The organism is Massilia yuzhufengensis (assembly GCF_900112225.1).
GTDB classification, from domain to species: domain Bacteria; phylum Pseudomonadota; class Gammaproteobacteria; order Burkholderiales; family Burkholderiaceae_D; genus Telluria; species Telluria yuzhufengensis.
Genome location: NZ_FOLD01000024.1, coordinates 18,796 through 35,722 on the forward strand (window position 1 = coordinate 18,796; position 16,927 = coordinate 35,722).

At 65.2% G+C, this 16,927-nt stretch carries 20 protein-coding genes; 5 read left to right on the forward strand and 15 right to left on the reverse strand.

The window, feature by feature from the left end; translation table 11 throughout:
* The first annotated feature begins 86 nt into the window (after nucleotides 1-86).
* Both BM031_RS17925 and BM031_RS17930 read left to right on the forward strand, forming a co-directional pair.
* The gene (locus BM031_RS17925; protein WP_091875937.1) at nucleotides 87-284 is read left to right on the forward strand and encodes a hypothetical protein; all 198 of its coding nucleotides are present in this window, start codon (nucleotides 87-89) and stop codon (nucleotides 282-284) included.
* A gap of 74 nt (nucleotides 285-358) precedes the next feature.
* A complete protein-coding gene (locus tag BM031_RS17930; RefSeq protein ID WP_091875938.1) occupies nucleotides 359-919 on the forward strand; it encodes a putative glycolipid-binding domain-containing protein in 561 nt (186 codons plus the stop codon).
* Here the strand turns inward: BM031_RS17930 and BM031_RS17935 are convergent.
* Complete coding sequence (locus BM031_RS17935; RefSeq protein WP_091875939.1) at nucleotides 902-1,369, reverse strand: MarR family winged helix-turn-helix transcriptional regulator; 468 nt, start codon at nucleotides 1,367-1,369, stop codon at nucleotides 902-904. The two genes, BM031_RS17930 and BM031_RS17935, sit on opposite strands and share 18 nt — an antisense overlap.
* Nucleotides 1,370-1,402: 33 nt before the next feature.
* Between BM031_RS17935 and BM031_RS17940 the strand changes: the two genes are divergently transcribed.
* A complete protein-coding gene (locus BM031_RS17940; RefSeq protein ID WP_091875940.1) occupies nucleotides 1,403-2,131 on the forward strand; it encodes a siderophore-interacting protein in 729 nt (242 codons plus the stop codon).
* A gap of 249 nt (nucleotides 2,132-2,380) precedes the next feature.
* Nucleotides 2,381-4,351: a peptidase U32 family protein gene (locus BM031_RS17945; RefSeq protein ID WP_091875941.1), complete on the forward strand. Its 1,971-nt coding sequence runs from the start codon at nucleotides 2,381-2,383 to the stop codon at nucleotides 4,349-4,351.
* Nucleotides 4,352-4,427: 76 nt separating this feature from the next.
* Here BM031_RS17945 and BM031_RS17950 read toward each other — a convergent pair whose 3' ends face one another.
* Complete coding sequence (locus BM031_RS17950; protein WP_229409009.1) at nucleotides 4,428-5,354, reverse strand: Bug family tripartite tricarboxylate transporter substrate binding protein; 927 nt, start codon at nucleotides 5,352-5,354, stop codon at nucleotides 4,428-4,430.
* A gap of 297 nt (nucleotides 5,355-5,651) precedes the next feature.
* Here BM031_RS17950 and BM031_RS17955 point away from each other — a divergent pair, with 297 nt between their 5' ends.
* Nucleotides 5,652-7,184 (forward strand): PEP-CTERM sorting domain-containing protein, encoded by a 1,533-nt coding sequence (locus BM031_RS17955; RefSeq protein ID WP_091875943.1) that lies wholly within the window; start codon nucleotides 5,652-5,654, stop codon nucleotides 7,182-7,184.
* A gap of 9 nt (nucleotides 7,185-7,193) precedes the next feature.
* Here BM031_RS17955 and BM031_RS17960 read toward each other — a convergent pair whose 3' ends face one another.
* From BM031_RS17960 to mltG, 13 genes are all read right to left on the reverse strand, one after another.
* On the reverse strand, nucleotides 7,194-7,892 hold the full coding sequence (locus BM031_RS17960; RefSeq protein WP_091875944.1) for a glutathione S-transferase N-terminal domain-containing protein: 699 nt from the start codon (nucleotides 7,890-7,892) through the stop codon (nucleotides 7,194-7,196).
* Between the two features lie 90 nt (nucleotides 7,893-7,982).
* Nucleotides 7,983-8,582, reverse strand: coding sequence for an NAD(P)H:quinone oxidoreductase (gene wrbA / locus BM031_RS17965; RefSeq protein WP_091875945.1), 600 nt, complete (start codon nucleotides 8,580-8,582; stop codon nucleotides 7,983-7,985).
* A gap of 92 nt (nucleotides 8,583-8,674) precedes the next feature.
* Nucleotides 8,675-9,574 carry a lipid A hydroxylase LpxO gene (gene lpxO / locus BM031_RS17970; RefSeq protein ID WP_091875997.1) on the reverse strand — a complete coding sequence of 300 codons (900 nt, stop codon included), beginning with the start codon at nucleotides 9,572-9,574 and terminating at the stop codon, nucleotides 8,675-8,677.
* A 172-nt stretch (nucleotides 9,575-9,746) separates the two neighbouring features.
* Entirely contained in the window at nucleotides 9,747-9,974 is a 228-nt protein-coding gene (locus BM031_RS17975; RefSeq protein WP_091875998.1) for a DUF6139 family protein, read from the reverse strand.
* Between the two features lie 106 nt (nucleotides 9,975-10,080).
* The gene (locus BM031_RS17980; protein WP_091875946.1) at nucleotides 10,081-10,281 is read right to left on the reverse strand and encodes a hypothetical protein; all 201 of its coding nucleotides are present in this window, start codon (nucleotides 10,279-10,281) and stop codon (nucleotides 10,081-10,083) included.
* A 274-nt stretch (nucleotides 10,282-10,555) separates the two neighbouring features.
* Complete coding sequence (locus BM031_RS17985; protein ID WP_091875947.1) at nucleotides 10,556-11,470, reverse strand: class I SAM-dependent methyltransferase; 915 nt, start codon at nucleotides 11,468-11,470, stop codon at nucleotides 10,556-10,558.
* Between the two features lie 116 nt (nucleotides 11,471-11,586).
* A complete protein-coding gene (locus tag BM031_RS17990) occupies nucleotides 11,587-12,252 on the reverse strand; it encodes an ankyrin repeat domain-containing protein (RefSeq protein WP_091875948.1) in 666 nt (221 codons plus the stop codon).
* Nucleotides 12,253-12,255: 3 nt separating this feature from the next.
* The gene (locus BM031_RS17995) at nucleotides 12,256-13,038 is read right to left on the reverse strand and encodes a TatD family hydrolase (protein ID WP_091875949.1); all 783 of its coding nucleotides are present in this window, start codon (nucleotides 13,036-13,038) and stop codon (nucleotides 12,256-12,258) included.
* A 231-nt stretch (nucleotides 13,039-13,269) separates the two neighbouring features.
* Entirely contained in the window at nucleotides 13,270-13,788 is a 519-nt protein-coding gene (locus BM031_RS18000) for a GNAT family N-acetyltransferase (RefSeq protein WP_091875950.1), read from the reverse strand.
* Nucleotides 13,789-13,848: 60 nt separating this feature from the next.
* Entirely contained in the window at nucleotides 13,849-14,226 is a 378-nt protein-coding gene (locus tag BM031_RS18005) for a PilZ domain-containing protein (protein ID WP_091875951.1), read from the reverse strand.
* 10 nt (nucleotides 14,227-14,236) lie between these two features.
* Complete coding sequence (locus tag BM031_RS18010) at nucleotides 14,237-15,256, reverse strand: DNA polymerase III subunit delta' (protein WP_091875952.1); 1,020 nt, start codon at nucleotides 15,254-15,256, stop codon at nucleotides 14,237-14,239.
* A gap of 2 nt (nucleotides 15,257-15,258) precedes the next feature.
* Nucleotides 15,259-15,885, reverse strand: coding sequence for a dTMP kinase (tmk, locus tag BM031_RS18015; protein ID WP_091875953.1), 627 nt, complete (start codon nucleotides 15,883-15,885; stop codon nucleotides 15,259-15,261).
* Entirely contained in the window at nucleotides 15,882-16,880 is a 999-nt protein-coding gene (gene mltG / locus BM031_RS18020; RefSeq protein ID WP_091875954.1) for an endolytic transglycosylase MltG, read from the reverse strand. Before mltG ends, tmk begins: the two co-directional genes overlap by 4 nt.
* Nucleotides 16,881-16,927: the final 47 nt, after the last annotated feature.

Genomic DNA, 16,927 nt, shown 5'->3' on the forward strand with positions numbered 1-16,927 from the left:
GATCGGGGGTGCCGGCCAGGCGGAGGCGCGACCTCTGCCGACCCGGACACGATGGTGCGCGCCGCGCACCAGGCACAAAGCTGACCATGCCGCAACGACGACGAGACGACGACACCGCAGTAACAGCCGAGTACGCCTTCTTCCTGGCGGAAACCCGGGGCCTGCGCTTCGCCCTCGATTACCTCGACAATTGCCACATCCCGCGCGACATCCTCCTGCGCGCAGTCGATGCGCCAGAGAAGCGCCGCCGCCACGAGCGGCGCAGCTATCCGCGCAACGACTGAATTTTCCTTCCGTTGAATCGCGTTGCGCCCGCCTGCGCGGCGTGCTAGCGTAGCCGTTCGATGGAGGGAGGTCGATGGCGCGCATCTACCGCTGGCAGTCGCTGGAGGCTGCCGGGCTGGAACACCTGAGCCTGGACTACCGCGACGACGTGATCGTCGCCGAGGGCATGGTCATCGGCGATTGCGGCGACGGGCCCTTCGGCTGCCATTACCGCATCTGCTGCGACCATGGCTGGCAGGTGCGCTCGGTCGAGGTGCATGCGGCTGGCGGCGCCTCGCTGGTGCTCACCAGCGACGGCAAGGGCCACTGGCGCGACGGCGACGGCGTGGCCCAGCCGCAGCTGGCGGATTGCACCGACGTCGACATTGCCGCCACGCCCTTCACCAACACCCTGCCCGTCCGGCGCCTCGGCGCTGCCCTGCGTGGGCGCACGGAGATTGCCGTGGTCTACATCCCCGTGCCCTCGCTGCAGGCGCGGCGCGCCGACCAGGCCTACACGCCATTGCCCGATGGCCGCATGCGGTACGAAGGGCCGATCGGCGAATTCCAGGCCGAGCTCACGCTCGATGCGGACGCCCTGGTGCTGCACTACCCCGGCCTGTTTACGCGCCTGGACCTAGCCGGCGCCACGTAGTTGCTCGCCGACGCGCACGAGCAATGCGCCGAGCTGGCGGCGTTCGTTCTCGTCCAGGCCGGCCAGGGCCTGGGTGGCGAGCTGCTGGCCGGCCTGGTGCAGCTCGGCATGCACCGCGGCGCCGGCCTCGGTCAGGAACAGGCGCGTGCTGCGGCGGTCGGCCTGATCGGCCCTGGCGTCGACCAGGCCCTTTTCGCGCAAACCCTGCACCAGGCGCGTCACCTGCGCCTTGTCGCGCCCCGAGCGCTGCACCAGGTCGCGCTGGGTAGCGCCGGGGTGTCGGGCGATGTAGCCCAGCGCCTTGTTTTCCATGTGGGTGAGCTCATGCGTGGTGGCGCGCAGCGAGCGGTAATGCTGTGCGCGGAACAGGTGCATGATTTCGTGGATCGCTTCGAACACATCCGGTTCACGCGCCGAAAACTGGTTGACATCATCAACTTCTTTTTCCATAATGGGTGACATTATCAACTAATTGGATTCTATATGGAACGGCAACATCGCAAAGGCATCCAGCGCGTCCGCCATGAACTGCGCATTCGTGACGTTACCGTGTCGCGCATCACGCCGCTCGGCGACCGCTTCGTCGGCATCACCTTCCAGGGCGACGCGCTGGAGGGCTTTGTCTCGGCCTCGTTCGACGACCACGTCAAGTTCATCATCGACGCCGACGGCCAGCAGGTACGGCGCGACTATACGCCGCTGTGGTACGACGCCGCCACGCGCGAGCTCACGCTCGAGTTCGCCCTGCACGACAGCGGCGCCGCCTCCGACTGGGCGAAAACCGCCGTGGTCGGGCAATCCGCCATTATCGCAGGTCCGCGCGGTTCGATGATCATCGCCGGCGACTACGACTGGTACTTGCTGGCCGGCGACCGCAGCGCCCTCCCCGCCATCCGCCGCCGCCTGGCCGAACTGCCCGCCACGGCAAAGGTCACCGCCATCGTGGCCGCCACCGGCGCCGACCGCCTCCCGCTGGAATCAATCGCCCAGCTCGACATCACCTGGGTCGATACCGACGCCGCCCTGGTCGCCGCCCTGCGCGCGCTCCCCCTGCCCGCCGGCGACGGCTTCGCCTGGTTCGGCGGCGAAGCCGCGACGGCGAAACAGCTCCGCGCCCTGCTCGGCGACGAAAAAGGCCTCGGCAAAGACGCCATGCGCGTCTCCGCCTACTGGAAGCAAGGCGTCGCCGACCACCACGAAAACCTGGACTAAAACCAACTTCGGGGTCAGGTCTGACATTTGGACACGATCTCAGCCGTAAACCATTCCTCTGAGCGATTTATTATTTCATGGCAATCTCGTGTTAATTTGCGCGTTGATTGCCTGAGCTGCTTCGCTACAGTTCAGGTCGTGTCCAAATGTCAGACCTGACCCCGAAGTGTGAAGTGGCTTGGTTGGCTCCGAAGTGACTTGGGGGCGCGATGTGGCTATAATTCCGGCCTTCGCACCAAGGATTCCGCCATGTCTCTGCTCGATCACCAGCTTGAACTGTTGTCGCCTGCCAAAACTGCCGAGATCGGCCGCGAGGCGATCCTTCACGGGGCCGACGCCGTCTACATCGGCGGCCCGGCCTTCGGTGCGCGCCACAATGCCAGCAATCCGCTGGAAGACATCGCGTCCCTGGTCGAGTTCGCCCATCGCTACCGCTCGCGCATCTTCGTGACCATGAACACGATCATGCACGACAGCGAACTGGACCTGGCGCGCAAGCAGATCTGGCAGCTGTATGAAGCCGGGGTCGACGCGCTGATCATCCAGGACATGGGCTTGCTCGAACTGGACCTGCCGCCGATCCAGCTGCACGCCAGCACCCAGTGCGACATCCGCGGCGTGGACAAGGCGAAGTTCCTGGGCGACGTCGGCTTTTCGCAGCTGGTGCTGGCGCGCGAGCTCACCGTCGAGCAGATCCGCAAGATCCGCGCCGAAGTCGATACGCCGCTCGAATACTTCGTGCACGGCGCGCTGTGCGTGGCCTTCTCGGGCCAGTGCTACATTTCGCACGCCGACACCGGCCGCAGCGCCAACCGCGGCGACTGCTCGCAGGCCTGCCGCCTGCCCTATACCCTGAGCGACGGCCAGGGGCGCGTGGTCGCCTACGAAAAGCACCTGCTGTCGATGAAGGACAACGACCAGAGCCGCAACCTGGAAGCGCTGGTCGACGCCGGTATCCGCTCGTTCAAGATCGAGGGCCGCTACAAGGACATGGGCTACGTGAAGAACATCACGGGCCACTACCGCCTGCTGCTCGACGAGCTGCTGGAGCGCCGCCCGGAATTTGCGCGCGCCGCCAGCGGCAGCACCCGCGTGCTGTTCACGCCGGATGTGGACAAGAACTTCCACCGCGGCCATACCGATTACTTCGCGCTCGGCCGCCAGGACGATATCGGCGCCTTCGATTCGCCCAAGTACATCGGCGTGGAGCTGGGCACGGTCACCCGCATCGGCCCGGATTTCATCGACCTGGCCACCAACGCCGCCATGGCCAATGGCGACGGCCTGAACTACATGAACAAGCGCGAGACCGTCGGCGTGCAGGCCAACAAGGCCGAGAAGCTGGGCGAGAACGAGGATGGCCAGCGCTGGCGCGTGTACCCGAACGAGATCCTCGGCGCCCTGCCTGGCCTGCGCGTGGGCACCATCATGCACCGCAACCGCGACCACCAGTGGGAATCGGCGCTGAACAAGAAGTCAGCCGAGCGCCGCGTGCGCGTCGACCTGCTGCTGAGCGAACAGCCCGGCGGCCTGCGCCTGGCGCTGCGCGACGAAGACGGCGTCGAGAGCGTGACCGACGCCGCCATTACCCTGCAGCCTGCCCAGCAGGCCGCCCAGGCCGACGCGGCCCTGCGCACCAGCATCGCCAAGCTCGGCAACACGATGTTCGAAGCCGGCTCGACTGAACTGAACTTGTCGCAGCCGTGGTTCGTCCCGTCCGCCGCCATCAACGCGCTGCGCCGCGATGCTATTGCCGCGCACGAGGCCGCGCGCCTGGCGAGCTACGACCGTCCGACGCGCAAGCCAAAGGCCGAGCCGCCCGCCATCTACCCCGACCCGCAGCTGAGCTACCTGGCCAATGTCTACAACGAGAAGGCGCGCGCGTTCTACCACAAGCATGGCGTGCAGCTGATCGACGCGGCCTACGAGTCGCACGAAGAAGCGGGCGAAGTGTCGCTGATGATCACCAAGCACTGCCTGCGCTTCTCGTTCAACCTGTGCCCGAAACAGGCCAAGGGCGTGCAGGGTGTGCAGGGCCAGGTCAAGGCCGAGCCGATGACCCTGGTCAGCGGCAAGGAAACCTATACCCTGCGCTTCGATTGCAAGCCCTGCGAGATGCACGTGGTGGGCGCGATGAAGACCAATATCCTGAATGCGCCGCCGCCCTCGGCCGTGCCCTACAGCCCGCTGGTGTTCCATCGCCAGCGTCCGCGGGCCTGAACCTTCGTCACCACCATAAAAAAACGCTGCCGGGATCGTCTCCCGGCAGCGTTTTTCATTGGAGCAGGCAGCGCACTCAGTCGACCGTCGCGCCGCTTTGCTTGACGACCTTGGACCAGCGCTCCGATTCCGACTTCACGAACTTGCCGAAGTTCTCAGGCGTGTCGCCCACGAAATCCGAGCCGGTGTCGTGCAGCACCTTCTGGAACTCCGGACCCTTCATGACCTTGATCGCTTCCGCGTTGATCTTGGCCAGCACGTCTTTCGGGGTCTTGGCGGGGGCGAAGAAACCGTACCAGGCGTAGGATTCGATCGCCGGCAGGCCCGCTTCGGCGAAGGTCGGCACGTCCGGCAGCAGCGGCGAGCGCTTGGCGCTGGAGATGGCGATAGGCTTGACCTTGCCGCTCTTAATATGCGGCATGATCGCGATGGTGCTGTCGAACATGATCGGGATGTGGCCGCCCAGCAGATCGGAAATCGCCGGCGCCGACCCTTTATATGGCACGTGGGTCATCTCGAGCTTGGTGACGCTGGCGAACAGTTCGCTGGTCAGATGCTGCGGGGTGCCGTTGCCCGAGGAGCCGTAGGAGAACGAGCCCTTCTTGGTCTGGATATAGGCCATCAGCTCCTTGAGGTTCTTGGCCGGCACCGACGGGTGAGCCACCAGCACCAGCGGCACGCGCAGCAGGTTGGTGACCGGCGCGAGATCGGTGAGCGGGTCGAAGTTCATGTTCTTGTACAGGCTCGGGTTGATCACGATCGGTGCGCTGGACGTGATCAGGAGCGTGTTGCCGTCCGGCTTGGCGCGCGTGACCGCGGCCGAACCGATGTTGCCGCCGCCGCCGGCGCGGTTGTCGATCACGAACGTCTGGCCGAGGGCCTGGGTCAGGCCCTTGGCCATCGGGCGCGCCGCGATGTCCGAGGGTCCGCCCGGTGGCCACGGCACGACCACTGTCACCGTGGAACTCGGCCAGGCTTGCGCAAACGCGCTGAACGAAATCACCGATGCCGCGACTGCGCACGCAAGGTTTTTACCGGTTCCGAAAAGTAATCGCATAGTCCCCATCCTTCTGTTGATGAATTGGCATTGAGCCGACAGTTTATCCTATTCGGCGCGCATCAACACACTCTGTGCAGCGCGTCACAGCGCCGGTTGGACAGTAATGGACAGCGCGACAATACTTGGGGTGCACAAAATATTGGGGTATTCACAACAGAATCGTCAATTTTCGCAAAGAAATGTAGATTTACCACTGGAAATGGCCTAACCTGTAGGAACTCTCCTACTTGGGCCCTCACCATGGACCGCACTTACCCCTATACGCGGCGCCTCAACCAGCGCACACGCCTGCAACGGCGGGTGGCCCTTGCACTCGCCGCGTCGGTGGCGGCTTGCGTGGTCCTGTATGGCAGCATCACGCTCTCGCCGGACGCCGATTCCTTGCTCAGCGCCCTCCCGGCCACGCCGGCGTCCGCTACGCCCGCCGCGCCCGCGCAAGCATCGTCCCTGCGCCGCGTCTATCCGTATTCGATCGTGCCGGGCGGCGTGTCCGGCGCATCCGAGCTGGCCCGCGTGATCCGCACCGACAAGGTTGTCGCTGCGCACTATGCCGAATTCAATGTCGACAAGGCGCGTGAAGCGACCGTCACCACGCCGCGCGCCGTCCACGTGTCCTACCGCAAGGGCGACAAGGTCTACTGGACCGCCAAGAAAGTCATGCTGGCCCAGGGCGAGACCCTGCTGAGCGACGGCAGCCACGAAGTGCGGGCGCGCTGCGCCAACCGGATTTCGGACACCCCGCAGCTGCCGGTGGAAGCGCACGCCCCCAGTACCGAGGAACTCGATTCATCGGAGCTGCAGGAAGTGGCCGGTGCGGATGCGGACGGCGGCATGGAAAATGTCTCCCTTGGCATGCCTGGCGACGCCGACGGTGGGCGCGCCGGTGGCTTCCTGCACGCCGCAGGCAGCGGCGGCGCCGGTGGCGCCTCCGGCGGCAGCGCGGCAGTCGGCAGTGGCGGCGGCGGACACGCGTTTGGATCCGCGTCCGGCACGGCAGCAGGCATGGGTCGTGTCGCGAACGGCGGCTCGGTGTCGGGCAAGTCGTCGAGTACGACCGGCACCCGTCCCGTTCCCGGCGCGACCGCACCGGTTGGCGCCACCCCGGCCCCGCTGCCGAACCAGGCCGGCAACTCCGGCAACAGCAGTAGCGGCGACCCCGCCTTGCCCGGGACGCCCGCCGGCCCTGCTCCCGCGGCGCCAGGCGCTACCGTCCCTGTAGCGCAGCCTGGCAACGGCCTGCCATCCACAAGCCAGCCTCCGGCCAGCGCTACTCCGCCTGCGCCTGGCGCCGGCTTGCCGGATACCAGCCCGGGTTTGCCGTCGCCGGGAACGACGCCGGACGCCCCATCGCCAGGATCGCCGCCGGTAGCAACGCCAGCCGCCCCGATGCCGGGCATCCCGCCGTCATCGGCGCCGCTGCCGACACCCGTGCAGCTGCCGCTGCCGCTTCCGCTGCCGCTGCCACTGCCGGGCCGCGATCCTGTGTCGCTTCCGGGCAACCAGGCTGGCGGCGGCGGAAATTCGGAGCATTTCCCTGTCACGCAGCCGCCGGCAACACAGCCGCCCGCGACGCAGCCGCCGGCGGGCGGGACTACCCCGTCCAAGGACGGCGCACCAGGCGAGCTGCCAATTCCCGATCCAGTGGTGAAGCCACCCGAACTACCGGCTACGCCGGCCGACGACCCGACCGCGCCGACGCCGATCCCGGAACCGGGCTCGCTGTGGCTGGCCGGCGCCGGCCTGCTCGCCATCCTGGCGCGCCGCCGCCGCTAGTCACAGCGCTCAGGCCGGGATCTTCAGGCCTGCCGCAACGGCCGGACGCTGGCGGAAGCGTTCCAGCGCGGCCGTCACGTGGGGAAACCCGTCGATCCCGACCAGCTCCCCCGCGTCGTAGAAACCGAGCAGGCCGTTCACCCAGGGGAAGGTGGCGATGTCGGCGATCGAGTAGTCCTCGCCCGCGATCCACGCATGTTGCGACAGCTGGTGCTCGAGCACGCCGAGCAGGCGCTTCGCTTCGCTCACGTAGCGGTCGCGCGGGCGCTTGTCCTCGTAGTCCTTGCCGGCGAACTTGTGGAAGAAGCCGAGCTGGCCGAACATCGGGCCGATGCCGCCCATCTGGAACATCACCCACTGGATCACCTGGTAGCGCTGGGCCGGATCGGCGGGCAGGAACTTGCCGGTTTTCTCGGCCAAATAGAGCAGGATGGCGCCCGATTCGAACAGGGCCAGCGGCTTGCCGCCCGGGCCGTCGGGATCGATGATGGCCGGGATCTTGTTGTTCGGGTTGAGCGACAGGAAGGCCGGCGACAGCTGGTCATTGGTCTCGAAACTGACCTTGTGCACTTCGTAGGGCAGCCCGGTTTCCTCCAGCATGATCGAGGCCTTGACGCCATTGGGCGTGGGCAGCGAATACAGCTGGAGGCGATCGGGATGCCGGGCGGGCCACTTGGCGGTGATGTCGAAAGCGGAGAGATCGGTCATGATGGTCCTGTTGGTCAACTGTTCGGTTGAAGGACCAGCAACGATAGCAAACTTCCACGCATCCTGCCGGCGGCGGCCCGCCCCGCTTGCCTAGCCGAACAGCTTGTTCGCCGTGCGGGCGATCAATTCGCCCTGGTGGCGGGCGCCGCCCAGTTCGATCTCGCTCGGCTGGCGCTGCCCTTGCCCGCCCGCGATGGTCGAGGCGCCGTAGGGACTACCGCCCACGATCTCGTCGAGCGACATCTGCGGCGCATAGCTGTACGGCAGGCCGACCACGATCATGCCAAAGTGCAGCAGGTTGGTGATGATCGAGAACTGCGTGGTTTCCTGGCCGCCGTGCTGGGTCGCGGTGGACGTGAATGCGCCGCCCACCTTGCCGTTGAGGGCGCCGCGCGCCCACAGGCCGCCGGTCTGGTCGAGGAAAGCAGCCATCTGGCCCGGCATGCGGCCGTAGCGCGTGGGCGCGCCGATGATGATGGCGTCGTAGTCGGCCAGCTCATTTGGGGTGGCGACGGGCGCATCCTGCTGCCGCTTGAAGTGGGCGCCCTTGGCAACCTCTTCAGGCACCGTTTCCGGTACCCGCTTCAGGTCCACGGTAGCGCCGGCGGCGCGTGCGCCTTCGGCTACCGCCTTGGCCATGGTTTCGATGTGGCCGTACGTCGAGTAGTACAGCACCAGGACTTTCGCCATGCCTTCCTCCTGTCGTGATTGTCAAAAATCCCAGTATGCTGCAATCGGGATTTTTGCGGCACTCGCCAGAAGTCAGGGTTGGTGCAAGGAGCTCAGATCCAGTAGATGAAGGCGCCCAGGGCCACCACCAGCAACACGCGCACGACGTTATAGGCGGTCTTGTTCCAGGCCTTGAGGCGGCGGCGGTACTGGCCCATGTAGAAGGAGATGCGGAACAGCTTGCTGACCAGGCCGACCTGGTCGCCGGTTTCGTTGGGCGAGGCGGCGGCCGTCATCACGGTGCGGCCGAACCAGCGGTTGAAGGCGCCGGCCCAGCGGTAGCGCATCGGGCGCTCGACATCGCAGAACAGGATGATGCGGTCGCTCTCGCTGCCATTGATCGCCCAGTGAATATAGGTTTCGTCAAACACGACGCCCTGGCCGTCGCGCCAGCTGTGGCGCTCGCCGTCGACGTCGATGAAGCAGCGGTCGTCGTTCGGCGTGGCCAGGCCCAGGTGGTAGCGCATCGAGCCGGCGAACGGGTCGCGGTGCGGATTGAGCTTGCCGCCCGGCGGCAGCTCGGCGAACATCGCCGCCTTCACCGAGGGAATCGACTGCAGCAGCGCATAGGTTTGCGGGCACAGGCGCTCGGCCGAGGGGTGGCTGGCGTCGTACCACTTCAGGTAGAAACGCTTCCAGCCATTCTTGAAGAAGGAATTGAAACCGGCGTCGTCATTTTGCTCGGCAGCCTTGATTTTCTTGAGCGCGAGCATGCTCTCGGCTTCGGCGCGGATGATCGGCCAGTTTTCCTGCAGGCGCGCCAGCTCCGGGAACTCGCTCACCGGGATGAAAGGCGTGCTCGGGACCCGCGACAACTTGTGCATGAAGATATTGATTGGAGCCATGAACGACGAGTGGTCGAACAGCTGGCGCCGGAAAGGCAGGCGCACGCGGCCGCGGAAGTGGATGTGCAGGATCGACAAGAAGTAAAAACCGACCACAATCCATTTCATCGCGTCCTCCATCCCAGCATGGCTGGCTTGCCTGATAAGGGACGCAGGATACCACATCGACCGGACAGCCGTCGGAGGCCGGGTCGTTATTCCAAGTAACTATGTTGCGCCGGAAACGCGGTGATGGCGCCACCGGCGCGCGTGCCCGGCATGGCGCCGGGCGGTCGGAAACTCAGTGCTGGACCGAGGTGATCGCATACCCCTTTTCGTCGATCTGCCCGGTGACGTTGCTGATGTCGTAATCGGGCAACTGTTGGGCGTCGTCCTCTACCTCGATGGCACGGACTTCGATTTCCCAGTCGGTGTTGGTAGCTTCTTCAGGGATGTTGCGTGCTTCAGGCACTGCCAGGTAGGACAGCTTGCCGTCGCTCTCTGATCGGCGGTAAATATCCAGGCGCATAGTCGTTTCCTCAAAGTCAAAGCCCACTTTCACAATGAAAGCGGGCAGTTCCACAGTAGAAGATTCAAGCGCTGTCGTCTGTTAATTGACCCACACTCAGTCGAGCTCAGCGATTCGGCGACGCCCCGAGTATCCGGGCCGGCAACATCACGATCGCGCGCAGCAGCTCGAAGACCGCCTCGACACCGATGCCGAGCAGCCGGAACGGCAGCAGGAGCAGCCAGACCAGCGGATACAGCACCAGTGCCACCAGGGCAATGGGCCAGCACAGGAACAGCAGCAGCAACCATAGCAGGAAACCTAACATTGTTCTCGCTCCTTTGAATTGTTGGGGCAAGAGCAGGTTAAGGCGCGGGGTGGATGGGGGCAAACGGTGTGCGACAGACGGGGGGAAAGGCGGGGTGGATGGGGGATATTGGCGGGTGAGCCGTTAGCGGGTGCGCAACATAAATTAGGCTCCCGCCTGCGCGGGAGCGACGGTTTGAGGGTAGGGGAAAAACGCTGCAATCCCACTCGGCCACCTACCCTGGCACGTCGTCCCGGCGAAGGCCGGGACCCAATTTAGCAAGCAACCCCGCAGCTTACGCGAACGCCGCCACCTGCTCCGTCACCCGTTGATTCACCACCTGCGCCCGAATCGACGCCTGCAGCGACGGAATCGAGCCGCCCGCGCGGTACTGGAACGCGACATGCAGCAAGTCACCGGCTTCGACCTTCACCGGCTGGGCCAGCGGCAAGGTCATGTAGTGGTTCAGCCAGTCGATCGTGTTCGCTTCTTCCTGCACGATGGCCAGCACGTTCTTGGTGATGAAGCGCATCGCGTTCATGGTGCCGCTCTTCTCGACCGCGATCCCGCCTTCCCAGGCGAACACGCTGTCCACCGGCTGGCTGAAGTCGATCAGGCTGTACACGGCCGGTTGGGCCAGCTCGACCGTGCCCGGGTAGATCACATTGGTTTCCTGGAACTGCACGATCGGGGCGTGGAAGCCTTCGAAATCGTATTCCTGCGACACCGGCTGGGCCGCCATGATCACGGCTTCCGGGAGGAAGACCGGCAGCGGGCCGCCGAACTTGGCCAGGTAGCGGCGCTTGAACGATTCGATCACTTCGACCTGCTTTTCACGCAGCATGGCCACGTGGATCATCTCGCAGATGACGACGTCCACCGGCTCCGGCGGCAGGTAGTCGAAGGCGTCGGCGTGGATCACCTCGACCTTGTGGCCGTTCGGATTAATGGCGAGGAACTTGCGCGCCTCGCGCACCATGTCGGGATTGAACTCGACGCAGTAGACCTTGTCGGCCGCCTGCGCGGCAAAGAAAGACAGCACGCCGGTGCCGCCGCCCAGTTCCAGCACCTTGGCGCCGGGGCGGACAGCATAGTGGATGGCAGACTTGAAGCTGTGCATCCGGTTCTGGTCCATCAGCATATTGTGATGGTAGTGGACTGGAATGAACTGCCCCAGGTAGCAGCTTTCGATTTCGCGTTCGTTCAGCATGGTTATCCTCGTCGTACATGTGTACCGTGAGGACATTATGGCCAAGGACACATGCTGCCCATGCGCCGAGCTGCGGGGTGTTTACCGTCCAGTTCCGGGCGGCAATGTCACATCGTTCACTGGCTGACTGCGGAAATTGCCTCAGCGATCGCGGTGTGGCCGCCCCTTTCGGCGATCCGGGCGGCCGTGAGGCCTTCGGTATTCGTCAGCCCCGCCCTGGCGCCCTTCTCCAGCAGCAGCCGCACGACGGCCAGCTGGCCTTCGCGCGCCGCCATCATCAAGGGCGTATAGGCGCCGCTCTCGCGCGGCGACGCCGCGTCCAGCCGGGCCTGGCGCGCGATCAGCAGCGCGGCGATGTCCGCGTCGCCACTGGCGGCGGCGTAGTGCAGCGGCGTCCAGCCGGCGCGGTTTACCTTCGCGCCCTTGTCCAGCAGCGCGACGGCGGCGCGCTTGTTGCGCTTATAGGCGGCCATCATCAGCGCCGTGTTGCCGTTCATGGCGCTGGCCTCGAGGTCGGTGCCGGGATGGGCCAGCAGTGCGTCGAACACCCGCATCGACCCCTCGCGCACGGCGATCACCAGGGCCGGCTCGCCGCCGATCGGGTTGACTTCGTTGGCATTGACCGTCTTGCCGACCAGCTCCTGTACCGCGCCGGCATTATCGAGCTGCACGGCCCGGAAGAATTCCGCCAGCTGGGCGGGCGTGGCCGCCGCGGCGAAGCCAGCATGCAGGGCGGCTGCCAGCAGGCAGCTGCGGACAATGGCGCGGCGGGACACTGGCATCGGCTAGGCCCTGGCGCTCTGGAACAGGTTGAAGAAATTCTCGCTGGTCCGGGCCGCGACCTCGCGCAGCGACACGCCCTTGAGGGTGGCGATGTATTCGCCCACGTGGGCCACGTAGCCCGGCTCGTTCATGCGGCCGCGGAAGGGCACCGGCGCCAGGTAGGGCGAATCGGTCTCGATCAGCATGCGCTCGAGCGGCACTGCCCTGGCCACTTCCTGCAGTTCCTTGGCGCTCTTGAAGGTCACGATGCCGGAAAAGGAAATATAAAAGCCCTGCTCCATCGCGGCCTGGGCCACCGCCAGGGATTCGGTGAAGCAGTGCATCACTCCGGCAACCCCGCCCGCCTCGGTCCCGGCGCCCTCTTCCTTCATGATGCGGATGGTGTCGTCGCTGGCGGCGCGGGTGTGGATGATCAGGGGCTTGCGGGTTTCGCGCGAAGCCCGGATATGGGTACGGAAGCGCTCGCGCTGCCACTCCAGGTCGCCCTCGAGGCGGTAGTAGTCCAGGCCCGTTTCGCCGATGGCGACGATCTTCGGGTGCTTCGACAGCTCGACCAGCTGCTGCACGGTCGGTTCGGGAGTGTCTTCATAGTCGGGGTGCACGCCGACCGAGGCGAAAATGTGCGGGTACTGCTCGGCCAGGGCCAGCACCTGCGGGAAGTCCGGCAGGTCGACCGAGACGCACAGGGCGTGGGTCACCCCGTTCTCGGCCATCTTGGCCAGGATCTCGGGCATCCGGACAGCCAGCTCCGGGAAATTGATGTGGCAATGGGAGTCGATAAACATGGCGGTATTGTAACCGAGGGATCTTGTGGACTTGGGATGCACGCCTTACAGCGGCGCGTCCTTGCACCACCAGATCAAAAACCGTCGTACCGGCGAAGGCCGGTACCCAGTTTTTTTGGCGCTCCACTAGCGCAACCGCAGTTGATGCGCTACGAACTTGGGGGGGACAATGCCAGTGGCATTGTCCCCGCCTGCGCCGGTACGACGACTCTGGGGCAGCGGGCCGAAAGTTTAAGCCACCCGCTTGCCGAGAATAATCAAATCCCGCTCGATCCCATCCAGGTTCGCCACTTTCGGAAAATGCGCCCACTTCTCGAACCCATACTTCCCGAACAGCGCCAGGCTCGCTGCGTTGTGGCCGAAGATGAAGCCCAGCAGGGTATGCACCTGCACATTCGGCGCATACGCCATCGCCAGTTCCAGGCAGTAGCGCCCCAGCCCCTTGCCGCGCGCGCTTTCAGCGATATAGATCGACACCTCGGCCGTCCCCGAATACGCCGGACGCCCGTAGAAATTCGAATACGACAGCCACCCCAGCACTTCCGGCTGCGCACTCGCATCGTCCGCCGCATGGATCACCCACAGCGGGCGCCGCTCCGGCGTATGGTCGGCAAACCACTGTTCGCGCGATGCGACCGTGATCGGCGCCGTATCGGCAGTGACTTCGCGCGAAGCGACGGTGGAGTTGTAGATGTCGACGATGACCGGCAGGTCGGCGCGGGTGGCAAGGCGGTGGACGTAGGACGGCATAGGGAGGGAAATAGTTAAGCGCAGCTAATCTAACTCAGCAATAGATTAGCGAAATTAAGATTACAGGGTATGGGTCGCGCGCGCCGAACGCAGCGCGGCGCCGAGGATCTCTTCGATGCGCAGCTTGGCGCGCTGCCCGGCTTCGTCGGCCGGGAAGTGCACGCCGATGCCCTGCGCCTTGTTGTTTTGTGCGCCCGCGGGAGTGATCCAGGCCACCTTGCCGGCGATCGGGAATTTATTCGGGTCGTCCATCAGCGAGAGGATCAGGTAGATCTCGTCGCCGATCTTGTAGGGCTTGTTGGTCGGCACGAACATGCCGCCATTTTTCAGGAAAGGCATGTAGGCCGCGTACAGCGCAGCCTTTTCCTTGATCGCCAGCGACAGCACGGACGGCCGCGGGGCTTGCGGTGCGTTCGGCTCTAGCGGGGTGGCGTTCATCGGGCTCCTTTTATGTGCAGCACGAAGTGTACTCAAGCAACATGTCTTCGACAAACAATTTTGCCGACAACGGGTGGTCCGCCACGGCGCGCCGATCGCTGGCGCCCTTGATCGCCCGGTTCAAGCTGGCAGTGTGGACCCGCGCAGCCAGCGCCGCAAGCTCCTTCTGGTAGCGCGGATAGTAGCGTATCTTGCCCGACAATTTCACCGAAAACAGGTCGTACAGCCAGCGCTGCTGCCAGGACACCAGCGCCGGCAACGCCGACTTGGACAGCTTGTCGGCGGTGCGCAGCGCGCTGTCGACGGCCGGGTTGGCGAGGAAATGCAGCAGCGCGTCCAGGTCGTCGCGGCTGCCGCTTTCCGCTTCCCTGAGTGCCGCCAGCGGCGCCCCGCCCTGCTCGCGCAGCCAGCTGTCGGCGTCAAGCACGCCCTGGGCCTGCAGCCACGCCAGCGCTTCCGCGTGCGATGGCATCGGCAGCGCGAACTTGCGGCAGCGCGACAGGATGGTCGGCAGCAGGCGGTCCAGGCTGTTGGAGGACAGCAGGAACACGGTGCCCGGCGGCGGTTCCTCCAGGGTTTTCAGCAGCGCGTTCGAGGCCGGCATATTGAGCGCCTCGGCCGGATACAGCACCACCACCCGCAGCCCTTGCCGATGGGTGGAAATATTCATGAAGTCGGACAGCGCGCGGATCTGCTCGATCTTGATCTCTTTCGACGGCGCCTTGGTCGATTTCGATTTGCCGCCGGTGTCGGCGCCTTCTTCGCCGTCGCCCGCGGGTTCGTCCTCGAGCGCTTCCGGGCGCACGCGGCGGTAGTCCGGATGGTTGTGCTGGGCGAACCAGCCGCAGGACGCGCAGGCTTCGCAGGCGTGGCCGTCCGGCCGCACGTTTTCGCACAGCAGCGCCTGCGCAAAGGCCTCGATGAAATCGGCCTTGCCCACGCCTTGCGGACCGTGGAACAGGATCGCGTGCGGCATGCGCTCGCGCATCAACTGCAGCTGGGACCAGGCGGCCTGCTGCCAGGGGTACATCGTCACAACAATTTCTCCAACACTTGTGCCAGCCGCACCCGGATCGCCTCGATGCTCTGGGTCGAATCGATCACCACGATGCGCTCGGGGAATTGCGCGGCGCGGCGCAGGTATTCATGGCGGCATTTTTCAAAGAAATCCGCCTGCTCGCGCTCGAACTTGTCGAGCGTGCGGGTGGCGTCCAACCGCTGCCTGGCCACTTCCAGGGGCACGTCGAACAGGAGGGTCAGGTCCGGCTGCAGCGCCGGATGCACCCACTGTTCCAGCGCTTCCATCTTTGCACGGTCCAGGCCCCGCCCGCCGCTCTGGTAGGCGAAGCTGGCGTCGGTAAACCGGTCCGACAGCACCCACTTGCCGGCGGCGAGGTTGGGCGCGATGACTTGGGCGATATGCTCGCGGCGGCTGGCGAACATCAGCAAGGCCTCGGTTTCCAGGTGCATCTTCTCGTGCAGCAGCAACTCGCGCAGCTTCTCGCCCAGCGGCGTGCCGCCCGGCTCGCGCGACGACACGACGTCCTTGCCGCGCGCGGCGAGGAAATCGGTGACAAAACCAATGTGGGTCGACTTGCCGGCGCCGTCGATCCCCTCGAACGTCATGAACTTGCCTGTTACGGTACTGCTATGTGTCATTGATTGATCCGTCGCTGGTACTGGTTCACTGCCCGGTTGTGGTCGTTCAGGTTGTCCGAAAACTGGCTGGTGCCGTCGCCGCGCGAGACGAAATACAGCGCCTGGGTGGTGGCCGGCGCCAGCGCGGCGGCCAGCGACTGCACGCCCGGCAGCGAAATCGGCGTCGGCGGCAGGCCGGCGCGGGTATAGGTATTGTACGGCGTGTCGGTCTCCAGATCCTTCTTGCGGATCTGGCCCACGAAGCGCTCGCCCATGCCGTAGATGACGGTCGGGTCGGTCTGCAGCAGCATGCCGGTGCGCAGGCGGTTCACGAACACGCCGGCGATCATGGTGCGCTCGCTCTTCTGCCCGGTTTCCTTCTCGATGATCGAGGCCATGATCAGCGCCTCGTACGGATTCTTGTACGGCAGGCTGGTGTCGCGCCCGTCCCAGGCCGCCTTCAGGTGGGCCAGCATGGCCTGGTGGGCCTTGCGGTAGATGTCCAGTTCGGATGAGCCCTTGGCGAACAAATACGTATCCGGGAAGAACAGGCCTTCCGGCGACGTGTATTCCTTGGAGATCTTCGCCATCAGCTCCTGGTCGGTGAGCTTGACGGTGTCGTGGCGCAGGCGGTCGTGGCCGGCCAGCGCGGCACGCATCTGGCGGAAAGTCCAGCCTTCGATGATGGTGACGGTTTCCTGCGCGAACTCGCCGCGCACCAGCTGGGTCAACAGGCGCCGGGGTGAGGTATTCGGCTTGAGCTCGTAACTGCCGGCCTTGATCTTGCCGGCCTGGCCGGTGACGCGCGCCAGGATGTTGAACAAGTGCTTGTTGACCGGCACCCCGGCCGCGGCCATCTGCTGCGCCGCCGCGCCGACGCCGCTGCCCGGGTTGATGGAGAACTCGATGACTGGTGCGCCGGTGGTCAGCGGGCTTTTGGCCCAGTACGAGAATCCGGCGATCGCGGCCACCGACACGATGGCGCCGGTGACCAGGAGTTTTTTGATAAATGCCATTGGTTTTTTCTTGGGGTTGCGCCTTGGTTTTCGCCCCTTCGGGCGCG